Here is a 16,401-nt window from a genome sequence, read left to right on the forward strand (position 1 = left end):
CGCGTTCTTTTCGCCTCGCCTTCAATGGCCGGACACCTTCCCCCGCGAGAGATCCGGTCCCCCGATGACGTCTTCTCCTCCCCCACCGCCCGCGGTCGCGGCCCTGCCGCGCTCGCTGGGCGTCTTCGGCGGGGTCCTGCTGACCCTGTCGTGTGTGACGCCCGCGTCGTCGCTGTTCATCGTCGTGCCGCCGCTGCTCCAGTCGCAGGGCAGCGGCGCGGTCATCAGTCTGCTGGTGGCCGCCGTGCTCTCGCTCGGGGTGGGCCTGTGCTACGCGGAGCTCGGCACCCTGGTGCCCAGCGCCGGCGGCGAGTACTCGATCGTCGGCCAGGTGCTCGGCCGGCTGGCCGGCTGGCTGGTGTTCGTGATCTCGATCGTCTCGCTGCTGGTGATCCCGCCGATCATCGCGCTCGGCACCGCGGACTACCTCGGCTCGGTGCTCTCGCTGGACCCGGCGGTCGCCGGCTGCGCCGTGATGGCCCTCGCCGTGGCGGTCGGCGTCCTGGACATCAAGTCCAACGCCCTGATCACCGGTGTCTTCCTGGGCCTCGAAGTCCTCGCCGCGGGCGTCGTCACCGTGCTCGGCCTGACCCACATCCAGCAGCCCGCCTCGACCCTGGTGCACGCGGTCGTCCCGGACGGCCAGGGCGGCACCAGCCCCTTCACCCTCGGGCTGCTGATCTCCGGGCTGGCCGTGGCGATCTTCACCTACAACGGCTTCGGCACCGCCGTCTACCTCTCCGAGGACCTGCGCGACCCGCGCCGCTCGGTCGCCCGGACCGTCCTGTGGTCGCTGCTCGCCGGGGTCCTCGTCATCACCGTCCCGGTGATCGCCATCTGCCTGGGCGTCGCCTCCCCGGACCAGCTGGCGACGGGCGACCTGGTCGCCATCGTCGACTCCTGGGCGGGCAGCACGGTCGGCACCTTCGTCAGCCTCTGCATCGCCGCCGCCATCCTCAACGCCGTCATCGTGATGGTGATCCAGAACGGCCGGGTGCTCTACGCCTCCGCCCGCGACCGCACCTGGCCCGACCCGGTCAACCGCGCCCTCGCCACGCTGCACCCGCGCTGGGGCTCGCCCTGGGTGGCCACCCTCGCCATCGGGCTGCCCGGCGCGGTGCTGGCGCTGACCGTCCCGATCAGCGCGCTGCTCGGCTTCACCGGCGTGGTCGTCGCGGTGATCTACCTGCTGCTCGGGGTCGCCGCCCTCGCCGCCCGGCGCGGCCGCCACCGCTCCACCGGCGCCTGGCGGATGCCGCTGTGGCCGCTCGCCCCCGTCCTCACCACCCTGGTCCTCGGCTACACGCTCACCCAACAGGCCGGCCGGGACCTGCTGATCACCCTCGCGGTGCTGCTCGTCGGGGTCCTCTACTGGTTCCTCTACCTGCGCCCGCGCAGCGCCACCCACTGGGTGCTCAGCCTCCCGGCCGACCAGTCCGTGCAGGACGGGCGGGACGGGCGGGACGACCCCGCCGGGCGGCCGGACCACGGCAGCCCGCTCCCCACCGCCGCCACCGCCGCCACCGTCTCGGAGAAGCCGTGAACCGCCCCGCCGAACTGATCGTCCACAACGCCCACGTCCACACCGTGGACGACCGGCGCCCCCGGGCCGAGGCGGTCGCCGTCCGCGACGGCCGGATCGCCTGGGTCGGCGACGGCGACGGCTGGCGCGACCTGGCCGGCCCCGGCACCGAGGTCGTCGACGCCCGCGGACGCCTGCTGGTGCCCGGCTTCGTCGACAGCCACAACCACGTCCGGCTGGGCTCCGACACGGACTGCGTCCAGCTGGCCGGCGCGGCCGACCTGCCAGGGATCGGCCGCCGGATCACCGACTGGCTGCGGCGCAACCCGACCGCCGACTGGGTCGAGGCCGAGGCCTTCGACTACTCCGCCATCCCCGGCGGGCGGATGCCCACCGCCGCCGACCTCGACCCGTACACCGGCGACCGGCCCGCCTTCGTGCTCAGCTACGACGTGCACACCGCCTGGCTGAACACCGCGGCGCTGCGCCGCCTCGGCATCACCGCGGCCACCGGCGAACTCGCCTTCGGCACCGTGCAGAAGGACCCGGCCACCGGCGAACCGACCGGGTTCCTCACCGACTTCGCCGTCCGCGGCCTCTCCCGCGACGGCCACCGGGCGCTGCGCGCGGCCGGCGTCCCGTGGGCCGACCCGGACCGGCAGTACGGCCGGCTCTGCGCCAGCCTCGACATGGCCGCCCGGTACGGGCTGACCACCGTCGTCGAGCCGCAGAACTCCCTCGACGACCTGGCCCTGTTCGAGCGGGCCATCGCGGAGGGCCGACTGCGCTCACGGCTGGTCGCCGCGCTGTTCCACCCGCGCGGCACCACCGCGGCGGAGCTTGCGGAGTTCGCCGCGGCCGCCCGCCGGCACGACGGCGACCGGTTCCGGGTCGGTCCGCTCAAGCTGTACATCGACGACGTGGTGGAGCCGCACACCGCCGCCCTGCTGGAGCCCTACGCGGGCCACCACAGCCACCGCGGTGAGACCTTCTACCCCGCCGAGGAGTTCGCCGAGGTGCTGGCCGGCCTGGACGCGGCCGGCTTCCAGGCCTTCGTGCACGCCACCGGCGACCGCGGCATCCGGACGGTGCTGGACGCCGTCGAGCACGCCCGCCGGGTCAACGGCGCCCGCGACGCCCGCCACCAGGTGGTCCACGTGGAGTGCCTCGACCCCGCCGACGTGCCGCGCTTCGCCGAACTCGGCGTGGTCGCCTGCATGCAGCCCCGGCACTGCTCGCCCGACATCGCCGGACCGGGCCGCGACTGGGCCGCGGCCGTCGGCGAGCAGCGCTGGTCCAAGGCCTGGCCGATGCGCAGCCTCCAGCAGGCCGGCGCGGTGCTGGCCTTCTCCAGCGACTGGAACGTCGCCGAGATGGACCCGCTCGTCGGCCTCTACACCGCCGTCACCCGCCAGGGCCTGGCCGGCGGCGAGCCCTGGGTGCCCGACGAGACCGTCTCGCTGGCCACCGCCCTGCGCGGCTACACGCTGGGCAGCGCCTACGCCAACTTCCTGGAGGACGGCCTGGGTTCGATCACCCCCGGGAAGCTGGGCGACCTCGTGCTGCTCTCCGAGGACCTCTTCACGCTGGACCCGAAGGCCATCCTGGACACCCGGGTCGACCTCGGCGTGGTCGGCGGCGAGATCGTCCACCGGGCCGGCTGACGGCCGGGCCCGCTGCCGCCGCCCCGGCCGCGGCGGGCCTCCGGCTAGGCCCGGCCCAAACCCGGCTCAGCCCGGCTCAAACCCGGCTCAGCCCGGCCGGACCGCCTCGGCGAGCAGCCGGTAGGAGTCGAGCAGCGCCGCCCGGTCGTGGGTGCTGGTGGTCACCAGGTACTCGTCGGCCCCCGTGCGCTCCATCAGCGCGCGGAGCTCGGCCGCGGCCTGCGCCGGGGTGCCGGCGATGTGCCCGCCCAGCGCCTGCTGGTAGGCGGCCCGCTCGCGCGGGCTCATCTCCCGGTTCAGGACCTCCCCGGCCGGGAGCAGCGGGGGGAACTCGCCGTGGGTGCGGGCGTAGGCGCTCGACCAGGCCTCGGCGACCAGCAGCTCCCCGGCCTGCTCGGTGCTGCGGGCCACCGCCACCGTGCCCGAGACCACGACGTAGGGGTGCGGCGCCTGTGCCGAGGGGCGGAACCGGGCCCGGTAGCGGTCGATGGCGGCGAGCATCCGGTCCGGCCCGTGCGCGGCGGCGATGACCAGCGGCAGCCCGGCGGCGGCGGCGATGTCGGCGCCCGCGCCGGTGGCCAGGACGAACGCCGGGACGTGCAGCCCCTCGGCGGGCCGGGCGTGCACGTCCCGGTGGGTGCGCGGCGACCCGTCGAAGTAGCCCAGCAGCTCGGCGAGCTGCTCCGGGAAGCGGTCGGCGGCGTCCTTGTCCCGGCCGAGGGCCCGCCGGACGCCGTCCGTGAAGGCCACCGAGCGGCCCAACCCCATGTCGATCCGGCCGGGGAAGAGTGCGGCGAGCACCCCGAACTGCTCGGCCACCACCAGCGGCTGGTGGTTGGGGAGCATCACGCCGCCCGTCCCGACCCTGATCCTGGTCGTGGCGGCGGCCACCGCCGCGGCCAGCACCGTCGGCGCCGAACCGGCCACCCCCGGCACGCCGTGGTGCTCCGACACCCAGAAGCGGTGGTAGCCCAGCTGCTCCGTCTGCTGGGCGAACGCCACCGTCTCGCGCAGCGTCCGCGCGGGATCCTCCCCCTGCCTGGTCCTGGAGCGGTCCAGTACGGAGAGGCGGAGCGCCGGCGCGGTGGTGGTCACCTGGGCTGTAACGATCACCCGCGGGGATCCCATTCCCCGCGCGGTCGGAGCCGTCCGTCCGGGCGGCGTCCGGTGCCCCCGTGCGGGCCGCACGCACCGGTGCGGGGCGCCGCAGTACGCCCCGCACCGGCCTGTCGGGCCGAAGAGGTGGTTCAGAGGGCCTTGAGGCCGTCGAGGAGCTTCTGGCCGTCGATGCTGCCGAGGCCGGTGCACGGGTCCCAGCCGGGCCCGGAGGCGAAGGCCCCGTTGCTGCCCCGGGTGACGTCCCGCAGGACGCCGGTCGCGAACTTCGCGTAGAGCAGCGGGTTGAGGAAGCCGACCTGGGCGGAGCCGGGCAGGGCCTGGTTGATCCGGGCGAGCAGGGCGGACCACATCGGGGCGGCGGCGCTGGTGCCGCCGATCTGGTTGAAGTGCACGCCGTCGATGCTGGGGATGACCACGCCGGTGCGGGGGTCGGCCAGTGCGGACACGTCGGGCACGCCGCGCCCGCGGCGGTGCGGCGGGTTGATCGAGGGCGGTACGAGGCTGGCGGCCTGGTACGCGGGCACCGGGAAGAACTCGCTGATGCCGCCGCCGGTCCGGCTGCCCGGGCCGTCGTCCCAGCACAGCTCGCTGACGACCTGCCCGTGGTCGACCACCAGACTGGTGCCGCCGATACCGAGCACGTGCGGGCTGGACGCCGGGAAGTCGGCGTGGGCGCGTTCGTCGTCGGCCTGGTCGCGGGAGCCGTCGTCGCCCGAGGCGCAGCAGATGCTGATGTTCCGCTCGGCGGCGTTGGCGAAGGCGGCGTCCACCCGCTTCATCCCTGCGGGCGACCACCGGCCGCCCGGGACCGCCTCCAGGTTGCCGTAGCTGGAGGAGATCACCGCGGGCCGGTTCTCGGTGTCGTTGACGATCCGGGTGACCAGGTCCACCCAGCCCTGTTCGGTGAAGGTGCTGAAGTAGACGACGATCTTCGCCTTCGGCGCGAGGGCCCCGACGATCGCCAGGTCGAGCATGATCTCGCCGCTGGTGTCGGCGGTCGCGAAGTCGGCGTCCTGCCCGGGGTCGTTGCCGGGGGTGCCGACGCCCGGGATCACCACGTTGGTGATGTCGGGCATGTCCTGGTGCAGGACGTTGACGAAGTAGTTGCGCAGCGCCTTGAGCGAGTAGCCGCCGGACGGGATGCCAGGCGGTGTCTCGCCGTTGAAGGCGAGGACGGCGATGCACTGCCCGCTGCCGTCGGTGCCGGCCGGGTAGGCGTACGGCGCCTGGAGCTGCGGCGGGAGGAAGGCGCCCGGGCGGACGGTCGGGGTGGCGTGCGCGACCGGGATGGTGTCCGCGGCCCGGCGGATCAGCAGTCGCGAGCCGATCGGCCGGTCGTCCAGGCCGAAGACGCCGGTGACGATGCCGTCCAGCTCGGCGGGGACGAAGATCTGGCCCTCCCGGCCGCGGTAGGTCCGGGGGTTCCCGTCGGCGTCCTGGAAGCGGTAGCGGGCCAGCGTCACCTGGAAGGCGTCGGCCACGTCCCCGGTGGTGCCGGTGAGCTGGATGCTGCGGGCCAACGGGTCGGGGTCGTCGGCCTTGAGGCCGTGCGCGGCGGCGAAGTCCTCGACCGCCTTGAGGTCGGTGTCCAGCCACCGGTGGGTGGCGGTGTACTGGTCGTCGGTGGGCACGGTGCGTCGGGTCGGCGCCTGGAGCGCCAGCTCGTAGACGTCCGGCCGGGCCGGCGCGTCGGGGGCGCGCCGCAGGTAGACCGTGACGGTCATGGGTGTCTGGGAGTGGGCCGGTCCGATGACCCGCGCTCCGCCGAGCGGAACGCGGGAGCTGTCCGGCAGCGCCACGTAGTGGGTGGTCGACATGATCGCTCCAGCGGTCGGGTCAGCGCCGGGAGCTCGCGACGGTGGGTCGTGCGCTTTCGACTGTCCGTATACGGCTCACACTTAGGCCGTATACGGACAGCGTCTCTCCAGGTCCGGGCGACGTCAAGCGGTACCCGGCGGCTCTCGGGCGGCGGCCCGGTCGCCCTGCCGGGCCTCAGCTCCTTTGGAAGAACTCCAGCTCCGCCAGGGCGAGGTGGCGGTCGCCGTCCAGGCCGGCGGGGGCGTCGAGGGTCAGCCGGATCGAGGTGGCGTCGCTGATGCCGGTCGGGAAGGTCTGCGGACCGGGCTTGTCGCTCAGGGCAAGCCTCTTGACGGTCCTTCGGCCGTCCGACGCCGTCACCTCCATCTCGATCTGGAGCGCCCGGCCCTCGCGGGCGTAGTCCTCGGGCGAGGTCGAGGCGCCGTTGGTGACGATCACGGCCACCAGGCGGAACGGCTTGGCGAAGGTGTACGTCACCGAGGCACCCGGGCCGGGCGCGCCCCAGTAGCGGTTGCTGAGGCCGTCCGTGGCGTCGCCGGCCGGGTGGCCGGGCACCTCGGCGCTCGCCTCCACGCGGACCGGGGTGACCGCCTTGCTCTTGCCCAGCTTGTCCCGGGTGTCCTCGAACAGGCTCCGGCCGGCCGGCAGCAGCAGGAAGCCGCCCGCACCCAGGGCCAGCACCACGGCCAGGACCACCAGGAAGCGCGTGGTCCGGCCCGAGCCGGCCCGGGTGCGGCGGCGCAGCGGCCAGATCGTCCGCCACCAGGGCAGGGGCGGCGGGGCGGTGCCGGGCGTGAGCGGGGTCGCGCAGCGGCGGCAGAAGCGGCGGTCGGGCGGGTTGGGCGTGCCGCAGGAGGGGCAGGGCACCCCGGTGCCGTCCTCGTCCACCTGGACGGGCCGTACGACCGGGCGTGGCGCGACGGCCTTCGCGGGCTGCACGGGCTGCGGGGAGTCGGATGGCGGGGAGTCGGATGGCGGGGCTGAGCGTGGCGGGGCTGAGCGTGGCGGGGCTGAGCGTGGCGGGGTTGCGGGTGGTGCGGCCGCAGGTGACGGGGATTCGGGTGGCGGGGATGCCTTCGGGACGGATGCCTGCGGCGCGGCGGGCGTAGCCGGCGGGTCGGTGGCCGGAGGCTCGGCAACTGCGGGGTCGGCGGCCGGCGTCGCCGCGGTGCCCGGCGGCGGGGGTGCCGGGGCGGCGGGGGCGGTCGGGGTGTCCGACCAGCCCAGGTAGGAGCCGCAGTTGCCGCAGAAGCCGTCCGTCGGGCCGTTGGACGCCCCGCACACGGGACACTCGCGCATCGCCGTCACCCCTCCTCATCCACGGGCGGCCCCGACAGGACCTCCACCCGGCAGACCGTGTGGACCGGGCACAGGCTCCGGACCAGTGAGCGGACCCGGTCCGCGTCCACCTCGGACGCCGCTCCCCCGGGCCGCGGCCACACCCGTACGAGCACCTCGTCGGCCGGGGCGGGCGGCAGCGCGGCACCGGCCGTGCCCGACCAGGCGGCCCCGCCGTCCCCGCTGACCTGGGCGGACACGCCCAGCACCAGGCGCAGCGCCTCGACCAGGCCGCGCCGGGTGCCGCGCCGGTGGTGCAGTTCCACCGCACGGGCCACCGCCTCGCGCCGCAGCTCCACCGGCCAGTGGGGGTCGTCGGCCGCGCCCACCCAGGTGGCCAGCCAGGCCAGGAAGTCGGCCGGGGCCAGCCGCGGATCGAAGTACGAGGGCAGGTTGTCGAGGGTGGTGAACACCGGGGCCAGCACCGTGTCCAGCCCCGCCGTGAACCGCTGCGCGAAGTCGTCGTCGGCGTACAGCGCAGGCAGCTGGTCGCCGATCGGATGCCGGCTGGGCAGGCCCGGCACTGCGGCCCGGCTCATCCGCGCACCTCCGGCTCCCGTGCGGTCACGACCACCTGGTGCTGGTAGGAGAAGACCAGCGCGCCCGCGCCGACCTCGATCCGGTCGACCGGGGCGCCGCGCCGGCCCGTGACCGGGTCGGCGGCGAACAGCCGGATCTCCTCCACCAGCACGTCCCCGACGGCGCGTTGCAGCACGCCGAACACCTCCCCGTACTGCACCGGCCGCCCGAACGGCCAGCCCGTACCGTCGGGACCGCCGCGCAACGGGTCGAGGTGCCGGAACAGTGCGCCGAGCGCCGCGTCGCGCACCCGGTCGGCGTCCGCGGCCGGCGCCGAGAGCCGGGCGACGACGGTGACGCCCTGGTAGACGGGCGGCTCCACGACGAGCCGGGTGCCGATCAGGCGCCGCTCGTCGAGGGTCCCGGCGATCCTGGCGAGGACCTGGTCGGAGGGGATCAGCTGCTCGAAGCGCAGCCGGTCGCCCTCGTCGGCCACCGCGTCCGGCACCACCAGGACGCGGACCGCGCCCGGGCCCGCGTCCCGGTCGGGCAGGCAGCGCACCCGGCGTACGGAGGGCGCCGCCTGCCGGGCGATGATCTCGTAGTCCTCGGCGGTCACCGCACGCTCCTGCATGCGCAGCGTCTCCGGCGCCCGGAGCTTGGCGTTGTCGATCGTCTCCCCGGCGACACCGCCGCGCGCCGCCTCCCGGTTGACGACCCGGGCGACGTACGGGACGGAGCTGCGCAGGACGGAGACCGCGCCGCGGGAGACGTTGCCCGCCGGGCCGCCGCCGGTGCGGTAGCGGGCCACCCGGATCCGGGCGCCCTTGGACGGCACGGCCCCGCACGGGCGCAGGGTGCCGTCGGCCTCGCGCAGCACCGGCGGGAAGGCGAACTCCCCGGTGGTGGCGTCCACCCGGACGTGCCGGTCGGCCGGCCCCGAGCGCCCGAAGTGCTCGACCACCTCCCAGCGCTGCCAGCCGTCCGGCGAGGACACCTCCACCACCGGGGGCTCCCCGTCGAGCAGCACGGGCGGGCGGCCGAGCCGGAAGGACTGCCCCGCCACCCCCTCCGACACGCCGAGCGGTACGTCGGACACCCGCTCGGCGTGCTCCACCTCCGCCGTGCCGCCGACGGTGAAGACGGCGGCCTCGCGCACCGTCGGCGACTCCGAGTAGAACGGCTGGCCCGGCTCCGCCTCGGTGACCCGGCAGCGCAGCCAGCCCGCGCGGGTCCCGCTGACCAGCGACGCCGTGTGCCCGGCCGGGACGTACACGATGACCTCACCGGGCCGGTTCAGCCCGCCGGTGCTGTCGGAGCCGGTCTCGCAGCGCTGCCACCGGCCGCCGTCCCACGCCTCCCACACCAGCGGGGGCTGGCGCGGGTCGACGCCGACGCCCTCCACACGGCTGTCGAGGCGGACCGCCACCACGCAGCGCGGCACCGCCGTCGGCAGGCCGAACAGCAGCGCGTCGCCGGGCTCGGGCGCGGCCTGGAAGCACGGGATGTCCCGGCCCTCGGCCAGCGCGCCCGTCCGGTCGGTCTGCTCACCGGTGCGGGGCGCGGTGACCAGCCTGGTCAGCTCGCTCGGCACGATGCGCAGGTCGTCGGTGGTGGCGAAGACCACGGCCTCCTCGGTCTCGCCGGCCGCGGTCGTCACCTCGGTGCCCGCGGGCAGCGTCACCGTCTCCGGCTGGGGTGCCGACAGCCAGAAGTCGACGTCGGCGACGGCGGCCGACGGCGGGTACAGCCTGATGCCCAGCAGGTCCAGGAAGGCCAGGTAGTTCTTGTCCGGGACGCGGTTCAGGCGGTACAGCAGCTGGTCCACGAGGTAGGCGAAGGTCTCGATGAGGGTGACGCCCGGGTCGGAGACGTTGTGGTCGGTCCACTCGGGGGCGCGCTGCTGCACGTACCGCTTCGCCTCGTCGACGAGCTGCTGGAACCGTCGGTCGTCCAGGTTGGGGGAGGGCAGGGCCATCAGTCCGCGACCGTTTCCTCGGCCCCCTCCTCGGAGGGGATCGTGTAGAAGGGAAAGACCAGGTTGCGCCGGTCGTTGGTGGTGCGCACCGTGTAGCGCACGTCGATGTAGAGGGTGGCCGTCTCGACCGCGTCGAAGGCCACGACGACCTCGTCCACCGCGATCCGGGGCTCCCAGCGCTCCAGCGCCTCGCGCACCTGTCGGGCGATCCGCCCGGCGGTGCCGCCGTCGCCGGGGGCGAAGACGTACTCGTGGATGCCGCAGCCGAATTCGGGCCGCATCGGCCGCTCGCCGGGCGCGGTGCCCAGCACCAGGCGGATCGCCTCCTCCAGCTCCCGCTCCCGCTCGACCATGGCGATCCCGCCGGTGGGCCCGACCCGCAGGGGGAACGCCCAGCCGCGCCCGATGAACCGTTCGCCCATCACACGCCTCCGATCAGCACGTTCGGGGCGCCGGTCAGGACCATCGCACCGCAGGCCGTCTGGTCGCGGGCCCGCGCGGCGGGCAGTCCGCCGATCAGCACCACTCCCCCGGCGACCGCCGACGGGCTGGGCATGAGCACGTTGCCCGGCCCCAGGGCCGCGTGCGGCGGCACCGGGCAGACGTGCAGGCTGCCCACCACCGCGGCGGGTTGGCCGCCGATCAGCACCGTCGCCACCTGCGCGGCGGTGCCGGGCGGCGGGGTCGCGATCCGGCCACCGTGGTTGGTGGGGTCACCGGTACGGGCTGCGGCTGGCATCGGGGGCTCCTCGGGGCGAACGGCCTGGGGTGAACGGCCTTGCGGCCACGGTTGGGTGACGATGCGTCAGTTGATCCGGATGAGGCGGGCCTTGAGGACGGCGAGCAGGCCGCCGTCGACGGAGACGTCCGCCGTCCCGGCCACCCGCACCGACCGGCCGCCGATGCTGACCCCGGCCGTGCCGTCGATGTCCACCTGCCGGCCGGTCACCTTCACGGTGCCCTGCCGGGCGTCGAGCGTGATGCCGTCCCGGTCCAGCAGGACGGAGGTCAGCGGACGGTTCCGCCCCGCGTACACGGTGAGCTCGATCCGGTCCCGGCGGTCGTCCAGCCGGACCTCCATCCGCTCGTCCCCGGTCACCAGCCGCAGCCCGGAGGGGCCCGGTGCCGGTGCGTCCAGCAGCTCCACCCGGTGGCCCGAACGCGATACCACCGAACGGCGGTTGACCTTGCCGCTGGTCGCGTCGATCAGCGGCACGTCGTGCGGCGAGGGCTGGTCCACCCCGTTGTAGAGCCCGCCGATCACGTACGGGCTGTCCAGCAGGCCCTGCTCGAACCCGACCAGCACCTCGTCGTTGACCTCGGGGCTCACCACACCGCCGCCGCCCTTGCCGCCCCACTGGACGGTGCGCACCCAGTCGGTGGTGTAGGTGTCGTCCAGCCAGGGGAACGTCAGGCGCACCGCGCCGCGTTCGGAGCCGTTCGGCTCGCGGACGTCCGTCACCACGCCGATCGCCAGACCGGGGATGCGCGGACCGCGCCCCGGGGCGTTGGCCCCGGTCACCAGACCGGCCAGCGAGCGGTCCGGGCTGGCGCTGACCCACACCGTGGTGCGGTAGCCGCCGTGCGGCTCCAGTACGTGCTGCACGGCCGTCGCGGTGTACCGGCCGGAGAACGCCTGGCCGACGTTGCCCAGCGCCACCGGCCTGCCCGCCCGCAGCAGCGGATTTCCCTCGGCCACCGCCTCCAACTCGCCGAATCCGGCGCTGACCTGGGCCGCCGCCGCACGGGCGGCCGCCGTCGTCTCCGCCTGCGTCCGGTAGGGGGTGTCGGTGACTGCCACGGCCGACGCGCCGAACCGGGCGGCGGACCCGGGGGCGAGGCCCGGCACCACGGTGTCGCTGACCACGGACGGCTGCTCGGCGACCAACGGCCGCTTCGTGGAGACGTCCCAGCCGCGCACCTGCACCTTCGAGGCGCCGTCGGCCGCCGACAGCGCGGCCCGCAGCGCCAGCAGGTTGCGCCCGTACTCCAGGACCATCGGATCGGTCATGGCCGACGTCGACGGGGCGGGCGCCGCGGACGCCTTCGCGGGCCGGGTGAACTGGAGCAGCCCCTTGTCGTCGACGCGCACCTGCGCGCCGCTCTCGCCCGCGAGGAACTGCAGGAAGTCCCAGTCGGAGACGTTCGCCTGGGACAGCTGCCGGTACGTCACCGGCGCGGCCTCCACCCTCCCGACGGCCAGGCCCGCGCCCGCGGCCACCTTGCGGACGATGGCCGCGGCCGTCATGTTCCGGTACGCGACGACCTTGCGGCCGCGCTGCAGGCGGTGGGCCCTGGAGTAGGCGCGGACGACGGTGAACGAACCGGTGCCGTCCCGGTCGATCTCCAGGGCCGTGACCTCCCCGCTGAACAGCCGCTCCCGGGCCTGCCCCTTCGCGGTCGTCACCGACACCCGCAGCGGGGAGCCGATGGTGATGCCGGTGGCGCGCAGGAACTCGTGGTCGGGGTCGCGGTAGGTGAGCACGGCGGTGTCCGGCAGGCCCACGTTCTCGTCGACCACACAGCTCACCAGCTGCGCCGCCCAGATCTGCGGCAGTTCGCCGGGCGCCTCCACGATCGGGTCGGCCGCGAACGACCTGCCCCCGGAATCGAACCCGCTCACCGGTCCCCCTCGCCGTTGCCGTTGTCGTAGCCGTCGTGGCCGTCGCCGTAGCCGTGGCCGTAGCCGTAGCCGTGGCCGGTGCCTTCGCCGGCGCCGTTGCCGGGTCCGTGTCCGTCGCCGGCGCGGTTGCCGGCCTCCCGGGCGTACCCGTCGTCCCGCAGGCCCGGCACCACCAGCTCGGTGCCGGGGGCAAGCGCCATCGGGTCGTCGATGCCGTTCGCCTCCGCGATGACCCGCCAGGCCGTCGCGTCGCCGTACTCACGCCAGGCCAGCATCGCCAGGCTGTCGCCCGCCACCAGGGTGTGCGTGCTGCGGGCGGTGCGCGCGCCGGACGTCGGGTTCTGGCCGGGCGGGTCGACGCTCGCCTCCTCGATGGACAGCGAGCAGGTCGCCCGCAGCGGCGTCCCGTCCACGTCGAAGAGCGTGTACGAGACCGACAGGTTCGACAGCACCCCGTCGAACGAGGTGGTCCGCGCGCTGCCCCACTCGAAGCGCACCCAGGGGCTGGCCGGCTTCTTGCGGCCGAGGCTGGCCGGGGTCGGCACGCACGCCTTCATCAGCTTCTCCACCGCCTGCTCCACCGAGTCGTCGTGGGTGGCGGTGGCGTCCAGGAAGACCTCCAGGCTCAGGGTGCGCGGGCCGCTGCCCACGAACTCGGGCAGCGCCGACTGCCCCGCCATCCGGGACGGGGAGCGCCGCCACTCGGTGGTCTTGCCCAGTTGCAGGGTCGAGGGGTTGAACTGGAGGTCGAGCCGGGCGATCGTCCCGCCGGGCTTGGCCCCGACCGAAGCCGGGGGCTCCTTCAGGGTGAGCTGGGCCCTGGCGCGGCTGGCGCGTGCCGATGAGGCCATGGCGTGGCTTCCTTCCGGAGCGGGGCGGGACGGGTGGTCTGTGGGCGGTGGTCGGGCGGGGTGGCCGGGCGGGGTGGCCGGCGGATGGTCAGGCGGGGACCAGGCCCGCGTGGGCGATCTCCAGGGTCTCCACCGCGGCCGCGGAGTTGGCGGGGTCGAAGGACGGACCCTGCCAGCGGACCGGGACGATCCCGAAGACCTGCCAGCTGATGATCCGGCTCAGGTCGGGCCGCAGGGCCACGATCTCGCCGTCCTTCGGCTCGACCCGCCGCAGCGTCTCGTCCAGCCAGCGGCCGATCTTCGCCGTGTCGGCGGTGACCGGCCGGGTCAGGGTGATGTTCGACCAGGTCACGCGGCCCGGGAGCTGCCAGGTGAAGCCGTTGTTGCCGCCCTCGGCGTAGCTCTCCATCTCGACCTCGGCACCCATGCCGGAGCAGGTGTGGAAGGCGCCCAGGTCGTTGCCGCCGATCGCCAGCCGGAAGAACACGCTGGTCGCGAAGATGTTGTCCGTCATCGGTCCGTCGTCCGTTTCTCGTTCGTGCGGGTGCTCAGCGGCGCCCGTCGAAGGGCCTGCCCGCGCGTTCCCGACCGCGCCGCAACTCGGTGCGCAGCAGGCGGGCGACCGGGTCGAGCAGCCGGCGTGCCAGGTCGTCCAGGTCGAGGTCGCCGCCCTGCGGTACGGCGTCGCGCGGACTTCCGCCGGATCGGTTGCCGGAGGCGGTGGCCTGTCGGGCCGGGGCGGTGGCGGTGCCCGGGGCGGTGGCGGCGGTGCTCGTCCCGACGGTGCCGCGGGTACTGCCGGTGCCCCGGGTGCCGCCGGTGTCGCGTTGCACGGGAGGCGGAGACGGAGGCGGGGGCAGGGTCGGGGGCGTCACCGGGGGGACGCCCGGAGTGCCGCCGGGGTCCGGCGTCCTGGCCCGCACCAGCGGCACCACGGGTACGGGCCGTGCCGCGGGCTCGGCCGGGGACGGCTGCACCACCAGCGGTGGCGCGTGCGGGGCGGTCACGGGCAACGGTCCTGACGTGCGCAGGGGTTGGGACCCGCGCAGGGGTCCGGAAGCGGACACCGGGTGCGGGCCGTGCGGGCCGGGGGCTCGCTGGACGTCCTGCGGTCCGGCGGCGGGCGAGGCCGTCCAGCGTGCCGCGACCACGGGACGGCCGGCGGCGCGGGCGGCGACGACGGGGGCCGCCGCGCTCCCCATGTCGCGGCCGCTTTCGAGGGTCAGCGGCCGCGCCGCGAGAAGCTGGACGCTGCGGTGCGCAGCGGTCGGCGCATGGTCCGGTCCCCCGGCCCGACCGGCGAGGACGAGCGGGACGGGCCCGCTCGTCCGGGCCCTTGCGGGCGCGGGACTTGCAGGTGCGGGGACACCGGTAGGACCACCGCGCCGGGGCGCGGGGGCCGGGCGCTTTCCAGCTCCCGGCACGGGCATGCGCTGGACGGCGGGCGGCGCGGCAGGGCGCGTGGCGGTCGGCGGCATCGCGGGCAGCGGCGCCCCCAACCCGGCGCGCGGACGCCCCGTGACCCGCCCCGGGCCATCCTCGGCAGCCGGGGCCTCCGCCTGCCGCTGCACGATGGGCAGGGCCCGCGCCGAGGGCGCGGCCGCGGCGGGGGGTTCGCCGGCCCGCACGTGACCGGCCACGCGGACACCCAAAGACTGTGCAGTGAACGGGAGTTCGGCCAGCGGTGCACCCAACGCCGGACGGCCGGCCGCGCGCTGCACGGGTGCGCCACCCAGCGGCGGGCGATCCGCGGCGGGCGGTGCGGGTGCCTCGGTTCCGGTCTCCGCCTGGCGCTGGACCACGGGCAGGGCCGGCGCGGGCGCGGAGGCATCCACCCCTGAAGGCGCAGCAGGGACGGGGAGTTCGACCGTCGACGCACCGAGAGCCGGACGATCGGCCACCCGCTGCACAGACGCGTCGGACTCGGCCTCCCCCAGCCGCTGAACCACGGGCAGGGCCGGCGCGAGCGCGGAGCCGTCCACCCCTGAAGGCGCAGCAGGGACGGGGAGTTCGACCGTCGACGCACCGAGAGCCGGACGATCGGCCACCCGCTGCACAGACGCGTCGGACTCGGCCTCCCCCAGCCGCTGAACCACGGGCAGGGCCGACGCGGCAGCGGAGCCGTCCACCCCTGAAGGCGCAGCAGGGACGGGGAGTTCAACCTTCAACGCACCGAGAGCCGCACGATCGGCCACCCGCTGCACAGACGCGTCGGACTCGGCCTCCCCCAGCAGCTGAACCACGGGCAGGGCCGACGCGGCAGCGGAGCCGTCCACTCCCGAAGGCGCAGCAGGGACCGGGAGTTCGACCGTCAACGCACCGAGAGCCGCACGCTGCACGGGAGCGGAAGTGGATCCCAGAATCTCGGCGGGGGAAGGCAGTTCCGATGAGGAGTCGCCCGGATTCGGGCGATCGGCCGCGCGCTGTACAGGCGCGCCGGTCGGGCTCTCGACCAGGGGCATCACCGGCGCGGGAACGGAAGCCGACCCCAAGGGCGCAAGGGTGGAACGGAGTTCACCCGCGCGCTGTACAGGCGCATCGCCCAGCGGCGGACGATCCGCGGCGTGCGGTGCGGGTGTGTCGGGCTGGTCGGGAACGGCCTCCGCCTGCCGCTGGACGACGGGCATGGCCGGTACGGGAGCGGTGTCGGCCACTCCCGAGGGCGCGGTGGGCGCCGGGACCCGGGTCGGCGGGGTGCCGAGCGGTGCATGGTCGGCCGCCCGCTGCACGGGTGCGTCGGGCGACGGGCGACCGATGTGCGCCGCGGGGACGGCGGGAGGTACGACGGACACCCGGCGCCTGGCCGTGGCGGGCACCCGGGCGACGGTCAGCGACCGGCCGACAGGGCGCGCCCGCACCACGGCGCGCGCGGATTCGGTGCGGCCTTCCGGAGCGCCGTCCGCCGGGTGACCGGTACGGGCGCCCTTGGCGGTGGCCTCCCGGTCCGGCCCGCGACGGGTGGCGGCCGG

General features: G+C 75.3%; 12 protein-coding genes and 1 pseudogene. 2 read left to right on the plus strand and 11 right to left on the minus strand.

Going from position 1 to position 16,401, the window contains the following annotated elements; genetic code table 11:
• Nucleotides 1-64: 64 nt before the first annotated feature.
• Nucleotides 65-1,543 carry an APC family permease gene (locus ACGFZP_RS27280; RefSeq protein ID WP_392938000.1) on the plus strand — a complete coding sequence of 493 codons (1,479 nt, stop codon included), beginning with the start codon at nt 65-67 and terminating at the stop codon, nt 1,541-1,543.
• Complete coding sequence (locus ACGFZP_RS27285) at nt 1,540-3,186, plus strand: amidohydrolase (protein WP_392938001.1); 1,647 nt, start codon at nt 1,540-1,542, stop codon at nt 3,184-3,186. Before ACGFZP_RS27280 ends, ACGFZP_RS27285 begins: the two co-directional genes overlap by 4 nt.
• An 87-nt stretch (nt 3,187-3,273) precedes the next feature.
• Here ACGFZP_RS27285 and ACGFZP_RS27290 read toward each other — a convergent pair whose 3' ends face one another.
• The 11 genes and pseudogenes from ACGFZP_RS27290 to ACGFZP_RS27340 all read right to left on the minus strand — a co-directional run bounded on the left by ACGFZP_RS27290 (nt 3,274) and on the right by ACGFZP_RS27340 (nt 14,265).
• Nucleotides 3,274-4,281: an MsnO8 family LLM class oxidoreductase gene (locus tag ACGFZP_RS27290; protein WP_392938004.1), complete on the minus strand. Its 1,008-nt coding sequence runs from the start codon at nt 4,279-4,281 to the stop codon at nt 3,274-3,276.
• Between the two features lie 152 nt (nt 4,282-4,433).
• Nucleotides 4,434-6,122, minus strand: coding sequence for a S8 family serine peptidase (locus tag ACGFZP_RS27295; RefSeq protein ID WP_392938007.1), 1,689 nt, complete (start codon nt 6,120-6,122; stop codon nt 4,434-4,436).
• 175 nt (nt 6,123-6,297) lie between these two features.
• Nucleotides 6,298-7,062 (minus strand): zinc ribbon domain-containing protein, encoded by a 765-nt coding sequence (locus tag ACGFZP_RS27300; protein ID WP_392938009.1) that lies wholly within the window; start codon nt 7,060-7,062, stop codon nt 6,298-6,300.
• 365 nt (nt 7,063-7,427) lie between these two features.
• Nucleotides 7,428-8,000, minus strand: coding sequence for a phage tail protein (locus ACGFZP_RS27305; RefSeq protein ID WP_392938010.1), 573 nt, complete (start codon nt 7,998-8,000; stop codon nt 7,428-7,430).
• Nucleotides 7,997-9,958 carry a putative baseplate assembly protein gene (locus tag ACGFZP_RS27310; RefSeq protein WP_392938012.1) on the minus strand — a complete coding sequence of 654 codons (1,962 nt, stop codon included), beginning with the start codon at nt 9,956-9,958 and terminating at the stop codon, nt 7,997-7,999. The genes ACGFZP_RS27305 and ACGFZP_RS27310 overlap by 4 nt, the downstream gene beginning before the upstream one ends.
• Nucleotides 9,958-10,380 (minus strand): GPW/gp25 family protein, encoded by a 423-nt coding sequence (locus ACGFZP_RS27315; protein ID WP_392938014.1) that lies wholly within the window; start codon nt 10,378-10,380, stop codon nt 9,958-9,960. The genes ACGFZP_RS27310 and ACGFZP_RS27315 overlap by 1 nt, the downstream gene beginning before the upstream one ends.
• Nucleotides 10,380-10,697 (minus strand): PAAR domain-containing protein, encoded by a 318-nt coding sequence (locus tag ACGFZP_RS27320; protein WP_392938016.1) that lies wholly within the window; start codon nt 10,695-10,697, stop codon nt 10,380-10,382. The genes ACGFZP_RS27315 and ACGFZP_RS27320 overlap by 1 nt, the downstream gene beginning before the upstream one ends.
• Before the next feature lie 66 nt (nt 10,698-10,763).
• Nucleotides 10,764-12,581, minus strand: a complete 1,818-nt coding sequence (locus tag ACGFZP_RS27325) for a VgrG-related protein (RefSeq protein WP_392938019.1) — start codon at nt 12,579-12,581, stop codon at nt 10,764-10,766.
• A 152-nt stretch (nt 12,582-12,733) separates the two neighbouring features.
• Nucleotides 12,734-13,432 (minus strand): annotated as a pseudogene (locus ACGFZP_RS27330) (LysM peptidoglycan-binding domain-containing protein); the annotation flags it as partial.
• 88 nt (nt 13,433-13,520) lie between these two features.
• Nucleotides 13,521-13,946, minus strand: a complete 426-nt coding sequence (locus tag ACGFZP_RS27335) for a phage tail protein (RefSeq protein WP_053645909.1) — start codon at nt 13,944-13,946, stop codon at nt 13,521-13,523.
• 34 nt (nt 13,947-13,980) lie between these two features.
• Nucleotides 13,981-14,265: a hypothetical protein gene (locus ACGFZP_RS27340; RefSeq protein ID WP_392938020.1), complete on the minus strand. Its 285-nt coding sequence runs from the start codon at nt 14,263-14,265 to the stop codon at nt 13,981-13,983.
• Between the last annotated feature and the right edge of the window lie 2,136 nt (nt 14,266-16,401).

It is taken from the genome of Kitasatospora sp. NPDC048239 (assembly GCF_043202015.1).
GTDB lineage: Bacteria > Actinomycetota > Actinomycetes > Streptomycetales > Streptomycetaceae > Kitasatospora.

Coding starts and splice junctions, on each gene's coding strand:
- ACGFZP_RS27310 (WP_392938012.1), bottom strand. CDS start 9,958: ATGGCCCTGCCCTCCCCCAACCTGGACGACCGACGGTTCCAGCAGCTC.
- ACGFZP_RS27280 (WP_392938000.1), top strand. CDS start 65: ATGACGTCTTCTCCTCCCCCACCGCCCGCGGTCGCGGCCCTGCCGCGC.
- ACGFZP_RS27335 (WP_053645909.1), bottom strand. CDS start 13,946: ATGACGGACAACATCTTCGCGACCAGCGTGTTCTTCCGGCTGGCGATC.
- ACGFZP_RS27320 (WP_392938016.1), bottom strand. CDS start 10,697: ATGCCAGCCGCAGCCCGTACCGGTGACCCCACCAACCACGGTGGCCGG.
- ACGFZP_RS27315 (WP_392938014.1), bottom strand. CDS start 10,380: ATGGGCGAACGGTTCATCGGGCGCGGCTGGGCGTTCCCCCTGCGGGTC.
- ACGFZP_RS27295 (WP_392938007.1), bottom strand. CDS start 6,122: ATGTCGACCACCCACTACGTGGCGCTGCCGGACAGCTCCCGCGTTCCG.
- ACGFZP_RS27305 (WP_392938010.1), bottom strand. CDS start 8,000: ATGAGCCGGGCCGCAGTGCCGGGCCTGCCCAGCCGGCATCCGATCGGC.